This window comes from Terrabacter sp. Root181, from assembly GCF_001428505.1.
In the GTDB taxonomy this organism is placed as follows: Bacteria; Actinomycetota; Actinomycetes; order Actinomycetales; family Dermatophilaceae; genus Terrabacter.
In genome coordinates, this window is sequence record NZ_LMHU01000010.1 from 42,168 (window position 1) to 61,385 (window position 19,218).

The 19,218-nt window shown below is 70.9% G+C and carries 19 protein-coding genes and 1 tRNA gene; 11 read left to right on the plus strand and 9 right to left on the minus strand.

Annotated features, from left to right (window positions below; genetic code table 11):
- Positions 1-66 precede the first annotated feature (66 nt).
- A tRNA-Ala gene (locus ASD90_RS20205) sits at positions 67-139 on the plus strand.
- Positions 140-585: 446 nt separating this feature from the next.
- On the opposite strand, the gene ASD90_RS20215 is transcribed toward ASD90_RS20205, so the two are convergent.
- From ASD90_RS20215 to ASD90_RS20225, 3 genes are all read right to left on the minus strand, one after another.
- Positions 586-990: an NUDIX domain-containing protein gene (locus ASD90_RS20215; RefSeq protein ID WP_056760416.1), complete on the minus strand. Its 405-nt coding sequence runs from the start codon at positions 988-990 to the stop codon at positions 586-588.
- 323 nt (positions 991-1,313) lie between these two features.
- Positions 1,314-1,499, minus strand: a complete 186-nt coding sequence (locus tag ASD90_RS20220) for a hypothetical protein (RefSeq protein WP_056760420.1) — start codon at positions 1,497-1,499, stop codon at positions 1,314-1,316.
- 101 nt (positions 1,500-1,600) lie between these two features.
- Complete coding sequence (locus tag ASD90_RS20225) at positions 1,601-2,071, minus strand: DUF1801 domain-containing protein (RefSeq protein WP_056760423.1); 471 nt, start codon at positions 2,069-2,071, stop codon at positions 1,601-1,603.
- Between the two features lie 617 nt (positions 2,072-2,688).
- Here ASD90_RS20225 and ASD90_RS20230 point away from each other — a divergent pair.
- From ASD90_RS20230 to ASD90_RS20240, 3 genes are all read left to right on the plus strand, one after another.
- Positions 2,689-2,892: a hypothetical protein gene (locus ASD90_RS20230; protein ID WP_056760428.1), complete on the plus strand. Its 204-nt coding sequence runs from the start codon at positions 2,689-2,691 to the stop codon at positions 2,890-2,892.
- A 200-nt stretch (positions 2,893-3,092) separates the two neighbouring features.
- Complete coding sequence (locus ASD90_RS20235) at positions 3,093-3,518, plus strand: hypothetical protein (RefSeq protein ID WP_056760430.1); 426 nt, start codon at positions 3,093-3,095, stop codon at positions 3,516-3,518.
- 36 nt (positions 3,519-3,554) lie between these two features.
- Positions 3,555-4,208, plus strand: a complete 654-nt coding sequence (locus tag ASD90_RS20240; RefSeq protein ID WP_056760434.1) for a vWA domain-containing protein — start codon at positions 3,555-3,557, stop codon at positions 4,206-4,208.
- A gap of 482 nt (positions 4,209-4,690) precedes the next feature.
- On the opposite strand, the gene ASD90_RS20245 is transcribed toward ASD90_RS20240, so the two are convergent.
- Together ASD90_RS20245 and ASD90_RS20250 are read right to left on the minus strand one after the other, a co-directional pair.
- Positions 4,691-6,286: a dolichyl-phosphate-mannose--protein mannosyltransferase gene (locus ASD90_RS20245; RefSeq protein WP_056760436.1), complete on the minus strand. Its 1,596-nt coding sequence runs from the start codon at positions 6,284-6,286 to the stop codon at positions 4,691-4,693.
- Between the two features lie 67 nt (positions 6,287-6,353).
- Positions 6,354-7,229, minus strand: a complete 876-nt coding sequence (locus tag ASD90_RS20250; RefSeq protein ID WP_082588912.1) for a CPBP family intramembrane glutamic endopeptidase — start codon at positions 7,227-7,229, stop codon at positions 6,354-6,356.
- A gap of 66 nt (positions 7,230-7,295) precedes the next feature.
- On the opposite strand from ASD90_RS20250, the gene ASD90_RS20255 reads away from it, so the two are divergent.
- On the plus strand, positions 7,296-8,033 hold the full coding sequence (locus ASD90_RS20255; RefSeq protein ID WP_056760439.1) for a dienelactone hydrolase family protein: 738 nt from the start codon (positions 7,296-7,298) through the stop codon (positions 8,031-8,033).
- A gap of 59 nt (positions 8,034-8,092) precedes the next feature.
- Positions 8,093-8,473 (plus strand): hypothetical protein, encoded by a 381-nt coding sequence (locus tag ASD90_RS20260; RefSeq protein ID WP_056760441.1) that lies wholly within the window; start codon positions 8,093-8,095, stop codon positions 8,471-8,473.
- Positions 8,474-8,844: 371 nt separating this feature from the next.
- Here ASD90_RS20260 and ASD90_RS20265 read toward each other — a convergent pair whose 3' ends face one another.
- The gene (locus ASD90_RS20265) at positions 8,845-9,453 is read right to left on the minus strand and encodes a DinB family protein (RefSeq protein WP_056760443.1); all 609 of its coding nucleotides are present in this window, start codon (positions 9,451-9,453) and stop codon (positions 8,845-8,847) included.
- 14 nt (positions 9,454-9,467) lie between these two features.
- A complete protein-coding gene (locus ASD90_RS20270) occupies positions 9,468-10,043 on the minus strand; it encodes a DinB family protein (protein ID WP_157610615.1) in 576 nt (191 codons plus the stop codon).
- A 61-nt stretch (positions 10,044-10,104) separates the two neighbouring features.
- Here ASD90_RS20270 and ASD90_RS20275 point away from each other — a divergent pair, with 61 nt between their 5' ends.
- Complete coding sequence (locus ASD90_RS20275; RefSeq protein ID WP_056760446.1) at positions 10,105-11,085, plus strand: YafY family protein; 981 nt, start codon at positions 10,105-10,107, stop codon at positions 11,083-11,085.
- A 110-nt stretch (positions 11,086-11,195) separates the two neighbouring features.
- On the opposite strand, the gene ppc is transcribed toward ASD90_RS20275, so the two are convergent.
- Positions 11,196-14,033, minus strand: a complete 2,838-nt coding sequence (gene ppc / locus ASD90_RS20280; RefSeq protein WP_082588913.1) for a phosphoenolpyruvate carboxylase — start codon at positions 14,031-14,033, stop codon at positions 11,196-11,198.
- 196 nt (positions 14,034-14,229) lie between these two features.
- Between ppc and rsmI the strand changes: the two genes are divergently transcribed.
- Both rsmI and ASD90_RS20290 read left to right on the plus strand, forming a co-directional pair.
- Positions 14,230-15,060: a 16S rRNA (cytidine(1402)-2'-O)-methyltransferase gene (gene rsmI, locus ASD90_RS20285; protein WP_056760448.1), complete on the plus strand. Its 831-nt coding sequence runs from the start codon at positions 14,230-14,232 to the stop codon at positions 15,058-15,060.
- Positions 15,061-15,204: 144 nt separating this feature from the next.
- Positions 15,205-15,630: an OsmC family protein gene (locus ASD90_RS20290; protein ID WP_056760451.1), complete on the plus strand. Its 426-nt coding sequence runs from the start codon at positions 15,205-15,207 to the stop codon at positions 15,628-15,630.
- An 88-nt stretch (positions 15,631-15,718) separates the two neighbouring features.
- On the opposite strand, the gene ASD90_RS20295 is transcribed toward ASD90_RS20290, so the two are convergent.
- Positions 15,719-16,150 (minus strand): SRPBCC domain-containing protein, encoded by a 432-nt coding sequence (locus tag ASD90_RS20295; RefSeq protein WP_056760455.1) that lies wholly within the window; start codon positions 16,148-16,150, stop codon positions 15,719-15,721.
- Positions 16,151-16,284: 134 nt separating this feature from the next.
- Here ASD90_RS20295 and metG point away from each other — a divergent pair, with 134 nt between their 5' ends.
- A complete protein-coding gene (metG, locus tag ASD90_RS20300) occupies positions 16,285-18,204 on the plus strand; it encodes a methionine--tRNA ligase (protein ID WP_056760458.1) in 1,920 nt (639 codons plus the stop codon).
- Positions 18,201-19,082, plus strand: a complete 882-nt coding sequence (locus ASD90_RS20305; protein ID WP_056760461.1) for a TatD family hydrolase — start codon at positions 18,201-18,203, stop codon at positions 19,080-19,082. The genes metG and ASD90_RS20305 overlap by 4 nt, the downstream gene beginning before the upstream one ends.
- The last annotated feature ends 136 nt before the right edge of the window (positions 19,083-19,218 follow it).

Consider the following 19,218-nt stretch of genomic DNA (forward strand, 5'->3'; position numbering starts at 1 on the left):
GATCTGCGGGGGCGCGGGTCGATTGGGTATGCCGGTCGGCGTGGTGTTATCGTTCCTTCGCACCTTGGGGCTGTGGCGCAGTTGGTAGCGCGTCTCGTTCGCAATGAGAAGGTCAGGGGTTCGAATCCCCTCAGCTCCACAACACGAAGAAGGACCGGACACGCTTTTCGTCTGGTCCTTCTTCGCGTTTCTGGACGTGCAGGGTGCGGAGAACTGCCGACCGGTGCAGCTGTGACCCGCGATCGGTCGTCAGGAGCAGGTCATCGGACCTTCCTGACGCGCATGTCCCGGACCATGGGCCGCACGCGGTTGGCGAGCGGGCCGGCGCGAGGACCTGCCCTCGTCGACGTGACCGCCTCGCCCTCGGATTTGTGACCGGCGGACCAGCCGGCCCGGCATCGGGACCTCAACGATGTCGGCCACCCGCAGGGCGCGAGCCTCCGCCCACCGCGGCCCGTCCACGCCAGGACGATGAGAAGGTCGGCAAGCCGGGTGCCGCCGCGTGCCAGCCTCGCCAAGACCGCCTCCAGCTCAGCCTCGCTGACGGGAACCTTTCCCCGCATGCCGATGACAGTGCGTTGCACTTCAGCGCCGGTGACTCCGTATCGCAGCCACCAAGGCGGCGCGCACAGGAACGTGCACGGGGGGAGGCATGTCGTCGATGTCGAACCATCGGATGTCGTCGTGTTCGTCGGGAGCGACATTCGCCGGCGTCCCCTCCCAGTCGGACACTAGCCAAGCGCTGAGGAGGGCGGGCCCTTCCGCCGGTCCCACGGTCAGCCGGCACAGATGAGACGCCGAGCCAGTCGCTATGTGCACGCCGAGCTCTTCGCGCAGTTCCCGCCTCAGCGCGTCAAGTTCTGACTCGCCGGGCTCCACCACACCACCGGGCAACTCCCAAACGGCTGGGTACGCACGCTTGTTCTGACTCCGATACGCGAGCAGGACTCGACGTTCACGAACCAGCGCGCCGACTACGACCTCAATCATGTGCCCATGAGAGCAGGAACATCCGACATGCGAACGTCCGCTCCTGCTGCGGTGAGGACGGGACGTCCGACCATCAGCGTGAGGTGTTTAGCGTCAAGGGCTGGGCGGGTGCCGGTGTCTCGTCGTGGGTCCCTGCATAGCTAATCGAGGTCGTGCTCGGCAGCGTGTGATCGGGTTGTGTCGACGACGCGACGGGGCTTCCTGTGATGACCGACGAGATACCGCGAGCGGTTCTCAATGCCGCAAAGAAGGCTCACCTCGGCCCAGCTCGTGAGCGTCGTTCCTCCATCCCCGGGTCCGGGTGCAGGAAAGCGCGGATTCCTTTATGCCGCAGTGGTTGCGGAGATCGCCTTCCACGAGGTGGTGCCGGGGGCGGCGATGGTCGGGTCCCATGCCCGCTGTTGGGTGACGACGGCGTACAGCTGCCGCAGGATCGCTCCGGCGACCGCGGTCTGGGCTGGGGTCGGGGTGACCCGGCTGGTGAGGTGGCGGTAGCGGGCGGCGTACACCCGGTTGGTCTGTAGACATCCCCCCACGAGGACCTGCTGAGGGGGCGAATCGGGGCGCGAGGGACCGAGGCCCGAGGTTGACGACGGTGCGAGCAGTCAGCTCAGTTCAGGACGGCCTTCTCGACGAGCTTCGCGATGGTCTTCGCGCTGTCGTCGGTCACCTCTTCCAAGGCGTAGGAGGTTGGCCAGAGCCCGCCCTCTTCATCGAGTTTGGCTTGGACGCTAAATCCCAGTGTCGAATAGCGTGCCTTGTCCAGCAGGCCGCTCCTGAAGAAGACAATGACCTTTCCCCCGGCGTTCGCCCAGCCCGGCTGACCGTAGTAGAGCTTCGGCAGCAGTTCTGGGGCGGCCTCGGTCACGATCGCGTGAACACGTTCAGCCGTGGAGCGGTCGGGCTGCGGCATTTCGGCGATCTTCGCCTCAAAAGCCGCCGCATCGGCTGCCGCCTTTTCCTCAGCGGTGGCGCGGCGGACCTCGGCCTTCAGCTCCGCCGCGCGGGCCCTCATCGCGGTTCGCTCCTCCTCAGAGAATCGCCCTTCCTGATTCTTCTTAGCGTTCGCCGCGCCGCTCATTCCTTGGCCGTCCCCTCGTCCGACTTGGTTGCTGACGACGGTAGACCACCTCGGCGTGCGAGCGAAGAGTGCAGAAGCGTCTACGACCACCCGAAGAGTGATCCAGTCTGCTGGCCTCCCATCCTCAGCTGGCGCGTTGAAGACGGGACGCCCGGTCATGGCACCCCTTTAGGTCAAGACATGTTGGGGGCTGGGTTCTACGCTGGGTGGTGGCGGGTCCGGGAAGTGGCTTGTCCGAAGAGCCGGTGTGGGGTTGTGAGCCGGTCGCGCTGGAGTCAGAGTCGTTGCCCCGGTGCCCTCCCGGGCCCGTCACCTCACCTGTCACCTCACTCGGGTGGAGGGCGAGGTCGCGTCGGGTCCCGCCGGTGTCCAAGGCCTGCCGCCGGCTCAACAGGCTACGGTCGTGGCGGCCTATGCCGACACGCTTCAGTACGTGTTCGCCTCCGCCATCCCCGTCGCGGTGCTGGCCTTCGTGGTCGCCTTGTTCCTGAAGCAGGTCGCGATGCGGGGGCTGACTCAGCCAGGGGCTTCCGAGATCGGACCGGCCTTCGCGATCCCGGACCGGCGCTCGGCGCAGGAGCAGCTCGAGGGCCAGGTCGTGCGGCGCGGACAGTCGGGTGGAGCTGACAGACCGGGGCCGCGAGCAGTTCTGCGCGTTCGTGCGAGAGCTCTGGCAGTGGCTGGTCGTCGAGGTGGAGCTCGCCAACGGTGGGCCGCTCGACGAGCAGGGCCGCGAGGATCTGCGCACCATCGCCCGACGTCAGATGCTCTCCCACGACCCCGTCACCGAACCGAAGGAGCTTGCGCAGGCCGGCGCCTAGCTGTCGGCACTCTCTCTGGGCCCCTATGTACAGGGGCAGCAGCAACTGTTGGCAGCCAAGGTCGAGAACCCGGCGGCCTGCGGCATCTGCTTCTCGGCGAGGACGCCCCGACGAGGCGGATGACGGCGGGATGACCCGGCCGGCCCGTCGGATCGGCTCAACTCTTGCGGTGCCGCAGTTACTGCGCCTACGATCGTTGGATGAACGACGACGCACTGCGGCCCCTCCCGGCCGAGACGGAGCAGGCCCTGCGCACCGCGGTCGACGCCGCGCGCGAGGCGCTCGACCGTGCCGACGCCTCCCGCCCCCTCGACGCGCTGCCGCTTCTGCGAGCCGCCCAGGAGCACCTGACATCCGCTGTCGACGAAGCGATGGCGGCGGTCCTCGTGGCCGAGGGCGGCACGATCCGGACCGCCGGCGCCCTGGCCGGGCTGTCGGAGAACGCCGTCGGGCCGCGCCTGGCCCGCACCAGCCTGCTCGGCGCCTACGGCTCCGAGGCCGGACGCGTCACCGCCGCCGGCGTCGAGCGTGCCCGCTACGACCTCGAGGAAGGACGCCACCGGCCCGCGTCCGAGGCGTCGGATCGCCCGCTGCGCTTCCGCGCCCGCCGTCGCAGCAGCACCTGAGGATCACCAGCCCAGCCCGACCACGGAGGAGACGTCATGACGAACCCGAACCTCACGCACCTCTACTTCCTGCTCGACCGCAGCGGGTCGATGCAGTCGATCAAGGACGACACCGAGGGCGGCTTCGACGCGTTCATCGCCGAGCAGCGCAGCCAGCCCGGCGACTGCCGGGTCACCCTGGCGCAGTTCGACGACCAGTACGAGGAGGTCTACCAGGACGTACCCGTGGCCGACGTGCCGCCGCTGTCCCTGTCACCACGCGGGTCCACCGCGTTGCTCGACTCCATCGGGCGCCTCCTCGGCGAGGCCGGAACCCGCCTCGCCGCCCTGCCCGAGCACGAGCGGCCAGGCGTCGTCATCGTCGGCATCATGACCGACGGCCACGAGAACTCCTCGCACGAGCTCACCCACGCCCAGGTCAAGGCGCTCATCGAGCGGCAGACCTCCGAGTACGCGTGGCAGTTCCTCTACATGGGCGCCGACCAGGACGCCATCGAGGTCGGGTCGAGCATCGGCGTCGCCGCCGCCAACTCGATGACCTACGGCCGCGGCCGGGTCGCCGCTGCCATGGCCGCCACCTCGCGCAACATCGGGCTGACCCGCTCGGCCGTCGCCGCGGGCGCCTCCGCCAAGGATGCGGCCGTACACCTCGCCTTCGACGACGAGCAGCGTCGAGCCGCCACCGAGTGACGCGTCACGGGCCATCACCGGGAGGCACGTCAAGCCTGATCGCCCTCCTCGCGGTCCAGCTGCCTTCGTACGACGCCCACATCGTCGTATTGAGGACGGGACGCCCGGAGCATGCCGCGAAGAGCTAGAAGGACGGGGTCGAGGTCCCGTCAGCGAATGACTCCAACTCGCCGGCGAACAACTCGAGGAAGCCCGCGAAGGAGGGCGCGATGTGCCGTACCTGGCCGTTCTTGGCCACTCCCAGCACTCCCTCGCTCTCTTGAGACCCGCCGCCTGAACGTCCGGAACTGGCTCACCTCTGTGTCAAGAGGCCGACGCGCGAGCCTTTGGGGCCGCGGCTTTTCGGGGTGGCGGGGTCGGGCGTACGTTCGGTGTTGCCCGTCCGGGAAACGGCTGTCGGAAGGGTGGATGTGCGGGTACAGGTCGACCGCGCTGGATCGAGGAGTCGCCCGCAGTGCCCTCCCGGGCGCGTGTCGGCTGGCTCAGACCCAGCTGGGGAACCACATCCGGGCCTGCCACTCCGACAGCGGGATGACGTCGGCGACGTAGATCGGGTGGAAGAACGCGAAGAGCCCGATCGTGAGGAGGACGAACGCACCCATGACGCCGTAGCCGATGCGGCGGCGGGTCAACGACGACTCCCGGCCTCCGACGATGAGGCCGAGGACGTAGACGCACGCCAGCACCACCCACGGGACGAAGGCGACCTCGTAGAAGGAGTAGATGGTGCGGTTGCCGAGGAAGAACCACGGCAGGTAGCCGGCGAAAAGGCCGCAGAGGATCGCGCCGGCCCGCCAGTCGCGGCGCAGGGCCCACATGAAGAGCAGCACGAAGACCGCGAGCGCCGCGCCCCACCAGATGGAGACGGTGCCGAGCGAGGTGATCGCCTTGCTGCACTGGTCGACGAGGCACCCGTCGGCGCCCTTCTTGGGTCCCTCGTAGAAGAACGACGTCGGCCGCCCCTGGATGAGCCAGGACCACGGGTTGGTCTGGTAGGGGTGCGAGGAGGTGATCGCCTGCGTCGAGGCGTACATCTGCTGGTGGTAGGCCCAGAGCGAGCGCCACCAGTCGGGCAGCCAGCCGTAGTCGGTGTCCGGGTTGTTCTGGGCCCACGTGCGGAACGAGCCGCCCTTGGTGAGGATCCAGCCCGTCCAGCTCGCCACGTAGGTGACGACAGCGGTGACGACGAGCTGCGCGAACGCATACGGCCCGTCCTTGGCGACGCCGGCGGCGCCCCAGCCGCGCACGCCGGCGGCACGGCGCGCGCCGACGTCCCAGAGGACCGTGAGCACCCCGAAGAAGACGAGGAAGTAGAGCCCCGACCACTTCACGCCGGCCGAGAGGCCCAGCATGATGCCGGCGACCCAGCGCCAGGGCCGCCAGCCGAGCCACGGACCCAGCCACGACGTCGCGGCGCGGGCGCGGTCACCGACCTTGCGGGCGAGCACCTCGCGGGCTTGGTCGCGGTCGATGAGGAGGGCACCGAACGCGGCGAGCCCGAAGAACATGACGAAGATGTCGAGCAGCCCGGTGCGCGAGTGGACGAAGTGGTGGCCCTCGAAGGCGAGCAGCGCGGCCGCCACGGTGCCGAGGAGGTCGGACCGGAAGAGCCGGCGCGCGATCCGCCCGAGCATGAAGATCGAGATCGTCCCGGCGAGGGCGACGGCGAAGCGCCAGCCGAAGGAGTTGAGGATGCCGAAGGGCGTCTCGCCCCAACCGATGAGCCACTTGCCGACGGGCGGGTGGACGACGAAGTCGCCCTCGATGCCGTAGACCATCGGGTCGTTGGCGGTGAAGTGCTGGTCGACCTGGTTGGCCTGTTGAAGCACGTCGTCGTTCTTCATCTCGAACCAGTAGAGGACCATCGACCAGCCCTGCTTGACGTAGTACGTCTCGTCGAAGACCAGCTGGTGCGGGGCGCCCACGTGCCAGAAGCGCATGACGCCGCCGACGAGCATGAAGAAGAGGGGCCCGGCCCAGCCGAGCCACGCGATGCGGCCGGCGGTGCGGCGGGTCAGTCGGAAGTCGTCGGCCGGGTCCCCGAGCAGGCGAGCGCGCACCTGTCTGGCCGAGTTCATGGGCGACATCGTATGCAGTGTGGCTGGGTGGGGTGTGCAGCCCGCCGCAGGAGGCGCGCACGGACGGTCAGATCGAGACTCCGCGTGCCCGCAGCACCGAGTAGCCGACGAAGGCCACCGTGTCGAGGAGCGCGTGGCAGACGACGAGTGGCATGACGCGCCGGGTGCGCACGAAGACCAGCCCGAGGACGAGGCCCATGACGATGTTGCCGGCGAATCCGCCGAAGCCCTGGTAGAGGTGGTAGCTCCCGCGGATCAGGGCCGAGAGCCCGATGACGAGCGGCCACGACCACCCCGTCTGGCGCCACCGGGTGAAGAGGTAGCCGACCATGACGACCTCCTCGAGGAGGGCGTTCTCGACGGCCGCCAGGACGAGCACCGGCGCCGACCACCACACGGCCTCGAGGTTCGCGGCCGACACCTGGGTGTTGATGCCGATGGCCTTGGCGAGGAAGTAGAACGCCAGCCCGGGGATGCCGATGACGGCGGCGAGCCCGAGCCCGCGCAGCAGGTCGCGCCCCGGCTCCCGGCGGTCGAGGCCGACGAAGTGGCCGGCCCGCACGTCGACGGCGGGCCGGCGGATGTGGTTGAGCAGGTAGAGGGCGAGGGCGACGGCGACGAGGGGCAGCACGATGCCGGCGAGCTGGTAGGCGAGGTCGAGCCAGGGCCGCCCCGGGGTCGCCGACTGGTTCATCGCCGTCGTCTGCTGCGACAGCGGGACCGGGCGGCTCAGCTTCTCGATGATGCTGAGCACGGCGTAGACGGCCGACGACCCGAGACTCACACCGAGGACGAGGACCGTCTCCCAGCGCAGCCCGCGGCGCGCAGCCGGGTCGGTGACAGGTGACGGGTCCCGTGGCGAGGGCCGGGACAGGAACCGCGCGAGGGGCCCGCCGCTCTGGGCGGGAGCCTGGGTCGGGGCCGCGCCGGCGTCGCTCGACATGGCGTCACTGTAGCCGCGCGGCCGACTCCGCCCACGGGAGCGCCGGGCCGCCGTAGGGTCCTGTGCATGTCATTGCTGACGGGCTGGTCCCGCGGGTCGTTCGCCGAGGACGGATTCGCCTACCCCGTCTACGAGCGTGGCGTGGGACCGGGGATCGTCGTCGTGCACGAGAGCCCGGGCCTGACCCCCGAGGTCATCGAGCTGGGTGACGAGCTCGTCGAGGACGGCTTCACCGTGACGATGCCGCACCTGTTCGGCTCGTCGCACGCACCGCCGCGCACGTGGGAGGCGATGCGAGTCGTGCCGCGTCTCTGCGTCACCCGCGAGTTCACGATGTTCGCGACCGGCCGCACCGCGCCGCTCGCCGGGTGGCTGCGTGCGCTCGCGCGGGACCTGCACGTCCGCGCGGGCGGTCCGGGGGTGGGCGCGATCGGGATGTGCGTGACCGGCGGGTTCGCGCTCGCCATGATGGTCGACCCCGTCGTGGTCGCACCGGTCGTCGCCCAGCCGGCGACACCCCTGCCGCTGGGCCGTCGGCGGGCGGCAGACATCAACCTGGATGCCTCGGACCTCGAGGCGGTGCGACGCCGTGTCGCGCAGGGATGCCCGGTGCTCGGCGTCCGATACCGCGGTGACTGGGCCACGGGGACGCGGTTCGAGACGTTGCGTCGTGAGCTCGGCGACGGCTTCATCGCGGTGGAGCTCGACGGCCACGACCACGCGACCCTCACGGACCACAAGCACCCGGAGGCGGTCGCGGCCGTCCGAGAGTTCTTCCGGGAGCGCCTTCTTCCGCCGGACTGAGCCGAGTCGCGGACGAAACTCTTTGGCGCACAAGGCGGGCGGCGGCATACGGTCTCGGCATGTCCTCCTCGCTGCGCCCTGTCCTCCGGACCCGTCTGACCACGGCGATGCGCGAGCGTGACCGCGCGGCCGTCAGCGCGCTCCGCAGCGCGGTGGCCGCGATCGAGAACGCCGAGGCCGTGCCCGTCCATGACGGGCCGACCCCGACCGCGTCGGCTGACGTGGCCGGAGCGGCCGTCGGGCTCGGCGCGACGGAGGCGCAGCGGCGCCTGCTGGGCGAGGACGCCGAGCGCTCGCTCGTCCTCGCCGAGGTCCAGTCGCTCGTCGAGGCGGAGGCCGCGTATGCCGCTGCGGGAGACCGTGATCGGGCGCAGTCGGCGGCGGTCGGGATCGCCGTTCTCACGGCCGTTCTCGACGAGGTGGGTCACGACTCCCACTGACTGCCGTTCTCCACAGGGCCGGTGCACAAGCTGTGCACCCTCGGCTCGGTAGTGTGGAGAAGGGGCCCACTTCTGTGGACGACACGCCGCCCGCCTGTGGACCGTCGAAGAGTTTTGCGAAAGCCCTTGCGGACCTCGCCGGAGGGGGATAGAAATCTCTCACGCCCTCCCCTCGGGGAGAGCGGGACAACTCGGAGACGAGGGTCCACACGGTGGGGCGACCCACTGCGGCAGCCGGGTGACGAGGCGGCCGGGACCGGAGACGACGAGGAGTCGATCGGGAGCGTCACCATCGACCGGTCACCCAGAAGGGCCCTTGAGACTCATACTCCCAAGGGCCCTTCGCCTTTGTCCTGCAACGGCGCTCGCGTTCAGGCGCTCGTGGTGGCCGCCGGGCGCCACGGCTTGAGCCACGGCGTCTCGGGCCATCCCTCTCGCGCGGCCACGAGCTCGTACATCGTCGCGCCGTCGATCGACTCGCGGATGATGTCGGCGTGCCCGGCATGGCGTGCGAGCTCCTCGACGAGGTGCATCGCGACCCAGCGCACCGACCAGGCATCGACGTCCTTCGGGAACCACGGGGCGTCGCGCGGCACGGGTACTGCGGCGCCGAGGTCGGCACACCGCAGGACGTCGCGGGTGACGTCACCCTGCGACGCCAGCGCGGCGAGGAGCGACTCGAGGGTGTCGCCGCCGGTGACGCGGAAGTCGTCACCCCAGGCGGTCGCCTGCTCCTCGACTGAGCGGTCGGGCGGCGCCGGCGCGTCCGGCGCCGCGGCCATCCGCTCCGTCCACCCGCGCTCGCAGGTGGTGACGTGCTTGACGAGCCCGCCGATGCTCAGGGTGCCGGCGGTCGGTGCGATCCGGATCTGCTCCTCGGTGAGGCCGTGGGAGACGGAGACGAAGGCGTCGCGCTGCTGGTCGAGGTAGGCGATGAGACTCTCGCGCTCGTCGGCGACGGGTGGGACGTTTGCGGCCATGGCTGCTCCTGCCCTCAGTCGTTGCGGTGGGCGTAGAGGTCACGGAGCAGGGCGATCTCGGCCCCGTGGTGGATGAGCTCCCGGTTGATGTGCAGCACGAGCTCGACCCGCGGGTGCTCGGCCCACGGGCCCTCGCTCGGGCCGCACGGTTCGGCGAGGGCCTCCTCGTCCCAGCCCCGGGCGCCGGCGGTCCACGCCGCGAAGGCCGCGTCGACCTGGGCCAGCGCCTCGTCGGCCGTGCCGGCGTAGTCGAAGGTGAGGTAGTCGACGTCGGGTCCGCCGAAGTGGCTGTGCACGCGGGCGCCCAGCACCCCGACGATGACGTGGGCGAGCCGCCACGCGATCGTCGTCATGGGCGCGGGGACGGGCTCCGGATGGGCGAAGTCGATCGTCAGCTCTCCGCTCCCGCCCTGGATCTCGGTCGCTCCCTGGCCGCGGGGATGGACGTTCCAGGCCCCTGGGGTGGGCTCCCAGAGGTACTCGTCGTCGGTGAGGCCCTCGAAGCGCGGGCGCAGCTGGTTGGTCCAGTGCCGCGCGGCCTGGTCGACGAGGGCGGAGGTCCAGTCGATGGAGGTCTGTGTCGTGGTCATGGCTCGAGCCTCGCAGCCATATAGGACAGATTCTGTCCGCAGAGGCTGTCATGCTGGCATCATGTCCACGACGTCCGACGGCGGCACCGGCACGACGGCCCGCGTGCTCCGGCTGCTCGACCTGCTCCAGAGCCGACCCGTCTGGAGCGGCACCGAGCTCGCCGACCGGCTCGGCGTCACGACGCGCAGCGTGCGCCGCGACGTCGAGCGCCTGCGCGACCTCGGCTACCCCGTCAACGCCGCCCACGGAGCCGGAGGGGGCTACCAGCTCGGCGCCGGCCGCCGGCTGCCACCGCTCCTGCTCGACGACACGGAGGCGGTCGCCGTCGCCGTGTGCCTCCGACTCGCGGCCGGGGGCACGGTCGAGGGGCTGGGGGAGGCCGCGGTGCGGACGCTCGCCAAGCTCGACCAGGTGCTGCCGGGTCGGCTCCGCGCACAGGTCGAGGCCATCCACGAGGCCACCGTCACGCTCGACAGCGGGGCGGCGACCGTCGACGCCGCCACCCTCCTGCTGCTCGCCCGCGCCTGCCGTGAGACCGAGCGCGTCACCTTCGCGTATGCCGGCCCGCGCGGTTCGGGGGAACGCCGGGTCGAGCCCTACCGCCTCGTCGCCACCGGACGCCGGTGGTATCTCCTCGCCTACGACCTCGACCGCGAGGACTGGCGCACGTTCCGGCTCGACCGCATGGCCGACGCCGAGGCTCGCGGGTGGCGCTTCACCCCGCGCGAGGCGCCCGAGGCGGCCGCGTACGTGCAGCGCTCGATCAGCCGCGGCGCCTATGACCACGTCGCGCGGGTGCGCATCGAGGCACCGAAGTCCTTGGTGGAGAAGCAGATTCCGCCATCGGTCGGCACCGTGACGTCCGACGGCCCCGACCGCTGCATCTTCGAGGCCGGTGGCAACCACCTGGGCGCCATGGCCATGCACATCGGTGCCCTGCCGTGGGAGATGACCGTGCTCGAGCCGCCCGAGCTGCGCGAGACCATGCGCGAGCAGGCCGCCCGGATGCTCCGCGCCGCCGGCGACCCGACCACCGGCTGACACCGGAACCGCGCCGTGGCGCAGTTCCAGTCGTCATCGGGCCCCGAAGCGGGGCCGCAACGGCGCCTCAACGGCGCCGTGGCGCCGTTGCAACCGCACGGCATACGTGGTCAGCCGGTGTTGCGCAGCCCCGCGGCGATGCCGTTGATCGTCAGCAGCAGCGCCCGCTGCACGTCGGCGTCCGGCTCGGCGTCGTCGGGCACGGCCCGCGACCGCGCGAGCAGCGAGGTCTGCAGTGCGTGCAGCGGCGCGAGATAGCTGTCACGCAGGTCGAGCGTGCGACGCAGGACGGGCGCCGACTCGAGCAGCTCCTTCTGGCCGGTGACGCGGAGCACCTCCTCGACGGTGCGGGCATGCTCCTCACGGATCGTGTCGAAGACCCCGGCCACGTCGTCGGGCACCAGCGCCCGCACGTAGCCCGCTGCGATGTCGAGGTCCGACTTCGCGAGCGTCATCTGGACGTTGGAGAGGAACGTGCGGAAGAAGGCCCACGAGCCGTACATCTCGCGCAGCGTCTTCTCCCGGCCGTCCTCCCGCGCGGCGGCGAGGCCGGAGCCGACGCCGAACCAGCCCGGCAGGATGATCCGCGACTGGGTCCAGCCGAAGACCCAGGGGATGGCCCGGAGGTCGTCGAGACCGCCTTCGCCGCCGGGTCGCTTGGAGGGCCGCGAGCCGATGTTCATCTTGCCCAGCTCGTCGACGGGCGTCGCCGACACGAAGAAGGGCACCAGCCCTGGGTCTCGCACCAGGGTGCGGTAGGCGTCCTGTCCGCGGCCGGCGACGAGGTCCATGGTGCCGTTCCAGCCGTCGAGGAGGTCCTGCGGCAGCAGTGACCTCCGGTGCAGGACGGAGGCCTCGAGCACCGCGGCCAGCGCGACCTCGAGGTTGAAGCGCGCGAGTCCCGGCAGCGTGTACTTGTCGCTGATGACCTCGCCCTGCTCGGTGATCTTGATCGGACCGTCGAGGCTGCCGTACGGCTGGGAGAGGATCGCCTCGCCGGTCGGGCCGCCGCCGCGTCCGACCGAACCGCCTCGTCCGTGGAAGAGCCGCAGGACGACGCCGTGCTGGCGTGCCACGTCCCGCAGCGCGCGCTGCGCCCGGTGGATCTGCCACTGGGACGCCGCGATTCCCGCGTCCTTCGAGGAGTCCGAGTAGCCGAGCATGATCTCCTGCACGTCGCCGCGGGCCGCGACGACGCGGCGGTACGACGGGTCGGAGAGCAGAGCGTCGAGCAGCGGTCCGGCGGCCTCGAGCTCGGCGACGGTCTCGAAGAGCGGGGCGAAGCCGATGCGGGCGGTGGCGGGCGTCGTGTCGGTGCCGGTGTCGACGAGCCCCGCCTCGCGGGCCAGGACGACGACTGCGAAGAGGTCGTCGACGTCGTGGGTCATCGACACGATGTAGGTCTCGACCGTTTCCGGGCCGTAGGTGTCGAGCGCGCGCCCGATGGCGGTCATAAGCGACAGTGAGGCCGACGCGGAGTCACCGACGTCGTGGACGCCGACGCCGGTGAGCGGCCGGCGCGAGGCCATCTCCCGCGAGAGCAGCTCGATGCGTGCCGCGTGGTCGAGCTCGTCGTAGGGGGTGTCGAGTCCGCCGATGCGGTCGTAGAGCTCGGCGAGGGCGGCGTGGTGCTTGGCGCTGTGCTCCCGCACGTCGAGCGTGGCGAGGCCGGTGCCGGTGGCGACCGCGGTGCGGATGAGCCGCAGGATGGCCCCGTCCGCCGTGAGCGTGTCCCCGGCCGCGAGCATCGACTCGCGCATGAGCACGAGGTCGTCGAGCAGCTCGTCGAAACCGGTGTAGTCACGTCCGGGCTCGTGCGGGGTGCCGTGGGTGAGCCGGTCACGGGTGCGCAGGAGGCGGACCCGCACGAAGCTGAGCTTGAGCCGGTAGGGCTCCTCGGCGTTGAGCCGGCGCACGGCGGCGTAGGTCACCGGCAGGGCCTGCGCGTCCCGCTCGAGGCTCTCGCGCATCGCGTCGGTGACGTCGACGAAGCGTGTCGACGACGACAGCTCGTGGAGCATGTGGTCGAGCTTCTCGACGAGCTCGGCGAGGCCGGCGTCGTGCTGCATGCCGATCACCTCGAGGGTGACCTCGGGGGAGACGTTGGGGTTGCCGTCGCGGTCGCCGCCCGCCCAGGCGCCGAAGCGCAGGGGCCGGGCCGAGGGCGGCAGCTCCACGCCGATGCCTGCGAGCGTCCGGTCGAGCTCGGCGAGCAGGTCGGGCACCACCTGGTCGGCGAGGAAGCGGAGGGTGTGCATCGCGGTGCGGGCCTCGTCGGTGGGCTCGGGCCGGACGATCCGCAGCTCGTCGGTCTGCCACATCATGTCGACGAGCTCGGCCAGCCGTCGCGCGGCCCGCGGACCGTCCGACACGGGTCGGCGGGGGTCCTCGAGCTCATCGACCGTGACGGCGATCCGCCGGAGCAGGTTGAGCACGGTGCGCCGCGTCGCCTCGGTGGGGTGCGCCGTGAAGACGGGGCGGTACTCCAGACGGCCCAGGATGGTCTCCAGCTCGTCCCGCTCGAGGGTGCCGGCCTCGAGGGCGGCACCGATGCGCCCGACGGTCGCGGCCAGCGGCGTCTTCTCGACGGCGCTCAGCTCCTGCCAGCGGTGCAGCTGCTCGGTGACGTTGACGAGCTGGAAGTAGGCGGTGAAGGCGCGGGCCAGGACGACGGCGGTCGGCGCGTCGACGCCCTCGAGCAGCGCACGCAGCTCGTCGTCCTCGGGCTCCCGGGCCAGGCCGCGCACCTTCTCGACGAGCGCGAGCAGGTCGGCGCCCTCGTGGCGTTCGAGCGCCTCGCCGAGCAGCGCGCCCAGCTGTCGCACGGACGCCCGGAGCGCCGCGTGCTGATGCGCCGACGAGACGCCCGAGGCGAACGTCGCGGCGTTCGGCTCGCGCCGGTCGGCCTCGAGGAGCTGCTCGGTCGTGGCGTGGCCCTGACTGGTCATGGGTCTGTCGTACCGCTTCGAGGTTTCGGAGGCGTTTCGAGTCCACGATGGGGACCGCTCCGTGGACACAGACGTCCACCAGGTGGACGGTTGTCGCGGTCGTCGGCGGCCCTGGGCCGAGACGGTCCGCCACGGGGTCGGTGGCGCGGCGGTCGCGTCGCGGGGACCGAAGCGGTGTCCCTGCGAGGATGACGGCATGACCCCCGGCACCCTCGTCCTCGCGGCCACCCCCATCGGCGACCCCCGGGACGCGGCGCCCCGGCTGGCACTGGAGCTCGCGACCGCGGACGTCGTCGCAGCCGAGGACACGCGTCGCCTGCGCCGCCTGCTCGCGGACCTCGCCGTCACGCCGAGCGGGTCCGTCGTCAGCTACCACGAGCACAACGAGGCGGCGCGTACGCCCGACCTCGTCTCCCGGCTCGTCGCCGGGGAGCGCGTCGTCGTCGTCACCGACGCCGGTATGCCGTCCGTCTCCGACCCCGGCTACCGCCTCGTCGCCGCCGCGGTGGAGGCGGGCGTACGCGTGACGTGCGTTCCCGGGCCGAGCGCGGTCCTCATGGCGCTGGCGGTCTCGGGGCTGCCCGTCGACCGGTTCTGCTTCGACGGCTTCCTACCGCGCAAGCCGGGTGAGAAGGCCAAGGTCCTCGCCGAGGTCGCGGACGAGCGCCGCACCATCGTGTTCTTCGAGGCGCCCCACCGGCTGGCCGAGACCCTCGCGGCGATGCGGGACGCGTTCGGCGCCGACCGCAGGGCGGCCGTGTGCCGCGAGCTGACGAAGACCTACGAGGAGGTCCGGCGCGGCACGCTCGACGAGCTCGTCGCCTGGGCCGAGGGCGGCGTCAAGGGCGAGATCACGGTCGTCGTGGCCGGTGCCGAGCGGGTGGTGCCGTCCCTCGAGGAGGCCGTCGCCGGCATACGCACGCGGGTGGAGGCGGGGGAGCGGCTCAAGGACGTCGCGGCCGACGTCGCGTCGCGCACCGGCCTGTCCAAGAAGGCGCTCTACGACGCGTCGCTCGCCGCGCGCTGAACCGCCGCGGCCGCGCCTCCTGCGGCGCGTCTCGACAGGCGAACCCCTTGCCCAGCGGGGAACAGCGGGCAAGGCTGCTGTCGTTCCCCCTCCGGAGGCCGGCGACGGTCCGGCCGAGTCGACAGCACAGCGAAGGAGCAAGGCATGGGCACCACTCGCACCGCCAGCACGCACTGGGAGGGCTCCCTCTTCGAGGGCTCCGGCCAGGTCAGCCTCGAGAGCTCGGGCATCGGCACCTACGACGTCAACTGGCCCTCGCGGGCGGAGGCGGCGAACGGCAGGACGAGCCCCGAGGAGCTCATCGCCGCAGCGCACTCCTCGTGCTACTCGATGGCGCTGTCGAACGGCCTCGCCAAGGCCGGAACGCCCCCGACCACGCTCGACACCACGGCGAACGTCACGTTCGTCCCGGGCACGGGCATCACGGAGATCGCGCTGAGCGTCGTCGCCGACGTGCCCGGCATCTCGGCCGAGGACTTCCAGGCCGCCGCCGAGGACGCCAAGGCCAACTGCCCCGTGAGCCAGGCCCTCAAGGCCGTGCCGATCTCGCTCGAGGCTCGTCTCGGCTGATCTGCACCACCGGACGCCATCGGCGCCGACCCGTTCGGGTCGGCGCCGATCTCGTGGTGGCGCACCGCCGCCCGTGAGGCCCGGGGTGTCAGGCCGACTCGACGGTGGACTTCAGGGACTCGAGCATGCCCTGCCAGCTCTGGGAGAACTGGTCGGCCTGCTCCTGCGAGTCGTTGCCGTCCTGCTCGAGGGCCAGGGTCGTGCGACCGTCCCTCGTCGGAGTCAGCGTGTAGGTCACCGTGTGGTAGTTCTCGGGCCGGTCCTCCTGACCCATGAGCGGGCTGTAGTGGGTCATCGAGAGGCGGTGGCCCTCCTCGACCTCGAGCACCTCTCCCTTGTCCTCGTAGGACTTCCCGTCCATCTCGCCCTGCCACGTGATCGGGCTGCCGACCTCCCAGTCGGTGGTCAGGGTGGTGCCGGCCATCCACGACCTCACCTGCTCCGGGTCCGTCAGGGCGCCCCAGACGGCACGCGGCGACGCGGCGACGATGACCTCTGCCTCTGCGATGTGTCCAGTCATACCTCTGTCGTACCCGCACGAGGCCACCTCGCGCTAGAAGGAAGCCGACAGCCGCCCACGGCCGGAGCCCGGTGGCCGGGGCGGCGGCATACTCGTGCGCGGCGGCGCCGCGTGCCCGCCTAGGATTGCTCGCCATGAGCCATGTCCTGTCTGCCGTCGCCTGGCCGTACACCAACGGCCCGCGCCACATCGGCCACGTGGCCGGTTTCGGTGTGCCCTCCGACGTCTTCAGCAGGTACATGCGGATGGCCGGGCACGACGTCCTCATGGTGTCCGGCACCGACGAGCACGGCACGCCGATCCTCGTCCTCGCCGAGGAGGAGGGCCTGACGCCGCAGGAGCTCGTCGACAAGTACAACGCGGTCATCGCCCAGGACCTCGCCGACCTCGGCCTGTCCTACGACCTCTTCACCCGCACGACGACGCGCAACCACTACGCCGTCGTGCAGGAGATGTTCCGCCAGGTCCACGCCAACGGCTACATGATCGAGCAGACGACGCACGGCGCCATCAGCCCGTCGACCGGCCGCACCTTGCCCGACCGCTACATCGAGGGCACCTGCCCGATCTGCGGCTACGCCGAGGCGCGGGGCGACCAGTGCGACAACTGCGGCAACCAGCTCGACGCCGACGAGCTGATCGACCCGCGCAGCAAGATCAACGGCGAGACGCCCGAGTTCATCGAGACGCAGCACTTCTTCCTCGACCTGCCCGCCCTCGCCGGCGCCCTGGGCGAGTGGCTCGACGGACGCGAGGCGTCGGGCACGTGGCGCCCCAACGTCATCAAGTTCTCCAAGAACCTCCTCAAGGACGTCCGCCCGCGCGCGATGACCCGCGACATCGACTGGGGGATCCCGATCCCGCTCGAGGGCTGGGAGGACAACCCGAGCAAGCGTCTCTACGTCTGGTTCGACGCCGTCATCGGCTACCTCTCGGCGTCCATCGAGTGGGCCCGCCGGATCGGTGCCCCGGAGCGCTGGCGCGAGTGGTGGAACGACCCGTCGGCCGTGTCGTACTACTTCCAGGGCAAGGACAACATCACCTTCCACAGCCAGATCTGGCCGGCGGAGCTCCTCGGCTACGCCGGGCGCGGCGACAAGGGCGGCGAGCCCGGCGAGTACGGCGACCTCAACCTGCCCACCGAGGTCGTGGCCTCCGAGTTCCTGACCCTCGAGGGCAAGCAGTTCTCGACGAGCCGCAAGCACGTCATCTACGTCCAGGACATCATCGCCCGCTACGGCCCGGACCCGATCCGCTACTTCATCTGCGCGGCCGGCCCGGAGAACCAGGACGCCGACTTCTCGTGGGCCGAGTTCGTGCAGCGCAACAACAGCGAGCTCGTGGCCGGCTGGGGCAACCTCGTCAACCGCACGGCCGCGATGATCGCCAAGAACTTCGGCGAGATCCCGAGGGCGTATGCCGTCGAGCCCGTCGACGAGGAGCTGCTGGCCACCGTGCGGGGTGCGTTCGCGACCGTCGGTGCCTCGCTCGAGCGGCACCGGCAGAAGGCCGCCCTGGCCGAGGTCATGCGCGTCGTCGGCGAGGCCAACGCGTACGTCTCGAGGACCGAGCCGTTCAAGCTCAAGGGCGACGACCAGCGCGAGCGGCTGTCGACGGTGCTGCACACGCTGGCGCAGGCCGTCTCAGATATCAATACGCTCATCTCACCGTTCCTGCCCCATGCGGCGAACCGCGTCCACGCGGTCCTCGGGGGTGACGGCGAGCTGATGCCGATGCCTCGTCTGGAGGTCGTCCCGGACCTCGACGACGACGCCCGGAGCTACCCGATCATCACGGGCGAGTACACCTCGACGCCGCGCTGGGAGTCGCGGCCCGTCGTCGTCGGGACGCCGATGGCCAAGCCCACGGGCGTCTTCGTCAAGCTCGACCCCGAGCAGGTCATCGAGGACGAGCGGGCGCGGCTGGGCGACTCGGGGCCGGGCGGCACCCGCCACCACACCGACCCCCTCGCGGCACCGAAGATGGGCAAGCCGAAGGGCGGTGCTGCGGCCGCCGTGGCCGGTGCGCGCGCCGACGAGGCACCGACCGCATGAGCCCGCAGGCGTCGGGGCAGCGTGGCCTGCCGGACACCCCGCCGGACCCGCTGCCCATCGACGTCGTCGACAACCACGTCCACCTCGACATCACGCGTGAGGGGGACGAGCCGTTCGACGTCGCCGACGCGATCAAGGCGGCCCGCGCCGTCGGCGTGACCCGGCTCGTCCAGGTCGGCTGCGACCTGGACGGGATCCGCTTCACCATGGACGCCATCGACGCGCACGACGAGCTGGTCGGTGGAATCGCCTTGCACCCCAACGAGATTCCTCGGCTCGCCGCGGCTGGGCGTCTCGAGGAGGCCTATGCCGAGGTCGAGCGCTGCGCGGCCCACGAGCGCATCCGCGTCATCGGCGAGACCGGGCTCGACTACTTCCGCACCGGTCCCGAGGGGATCCCCGTCCAGCAGGACGGCTTCCGCTGGCACATCGACCTCGCCAAGCGTCTCGGCAAGGCGCTGCAGATCCATGACCGCGACGCCCACGACGACGTGCTGCGGATCCTCGAGGAGGAGGGCGCGCCCGAGCACACGGTCCTGCACTGCTTCTCGGGCGACCTGGCCATGGCTCGCGAGTGCGTCGACCGCGGCTACCACCTCAGCTTCGCCGGCACCCTCACCTTCAAGAACGCGCGCGGCCTGCGCGACGCGCTGACCGCCGTCCCGCTCGACCGCATCCTCGTCGAGACCGACGCCCCCTACCTCGCGCCCGCGCCGCACCGGGGTGCGACCAACGCCTCGTTCCTCGTGCCGGTGACCGTCCGGGCGATGGCCGCGGTGCTCAACATCGACGTCCCGGCACTGTGCCGCGCGGTGTCCGACAACAGCGAGCGGGTCTACGGTCCCTGGGGTGCGGAGCGAACCGGGCAAAGCTCCTAGCGCACCACAGAACGCCCCGTCCACCGACACCGGCCTCCGTTACCGAAATTTGACCTTTCCATGGAGTGTCGGCCACATTGGTGGACTGTTGGCCGGTTGCCACCCCGCATCGACCTCTTCCCGACGACGTGAGGAG